The sequence below is a fragment of the Labrys sp. 22185 genome, assembly GCF_052045555.1.
GTDB lineage: Bacteria > Pseudomonadota > Alphaproteobacteria > Rhizobiales > Labraceae > Labrys > Labrys neptuniae.
Genome location: NZ_JBQEPH010000116.1, coordinates 1 through 806, shown reverse-complemented (window position 1 = coordinate 806; position 806 = coordinate 1). Strand labels below are relative to the sequence as shown.

The following is an 806-nucleotide window of genomic DNA, read 5'->3' as shown; positions in this document are numbered from 1 at the left end:
CAGCAGATGGGCTTGCCGTCCCTCCTGCGCTCCCCGCTTCAGATAATGGTCATAGAGATTGGCAAAGCCTCCCTTGATCAGGGCAGCATCCGTCAAATCCGCGTAGAGATGGCGATAGAAACCGGGTTCGAACAGCCAGTGTGCCGCGCGCTCGTTACGCCCGCTGAGGCAATAATGTTCGAAACCGCTAGAGATCCGCCCCTCGGCGATCGCCTGCGCAACCTGCTCATGCTCGGAAACGTAGAAAGCCTCGTCGAAATAACGATTGGGCGAGTGCCCGAGCTTCATGCCCTGGGTGAGATAGAACTCCAGGGGATCGGCCTCTTCGGCGGCAATGGGATAGGTTCGCCGATACCAGTCCGGGTCGAATCGGCCCCATAGCGGCCCGCCTCCGCCAGCCGAGCCCGTGAGCGTGTCCAGAACCACCCCTTCCAACGCCTTCCACTCCCCCAATATCCGACAGCGCCTGAGAAACGCTTCTCGGAAAAACGAGCTTCTTCTACAACTCTTTGTTTCTACTTGTCTTTGTGGCTTCGAGCGATGTCATCGAGCGCAAAGATCATGCTTCATCTGGTGCCACTTCCCTTGGTGCTGCCGAAATCGGCAAAGAAGGTCTTGCGCTTGCCCTTCAGCCAGTCGCGATCCTCCTGGCTGGCATCCTCGTCTTCGACGAAGTCGCCGGTCATGAAGTAGGGCCAGGCCTCCTGTTCGGGGGGGCGCTTGAGAATGTCGCGATAAATCGCGATCAGGTCGCGCGCCTGGTCCGCGGCGGTGCGTGGCTTGACGGCCAGGGCCGGCGGCGAAGC

The 806-nt window shown here is 60.0% G+C and carries 1 protein-coding gene and 1 pseudogene; both read right to left on the bottom strand.

Features of this window, described 5'->3' with window-relative positions; genetic code table 11:
- A pseudogene (locus ACTJKX_RS38170) lies at nt 1–435 on the bottom strand (hypothetical protein); the annotation flags it as partial.
- 131 nt (nt 436–566) lie between these two features.
- On the bottom strand, nt 567–806 hold a 240-nt coding region (locus ACTJKX_RS38165), incomplete at its 5' end, for a hypothetical protein (protein WP_440728500.1).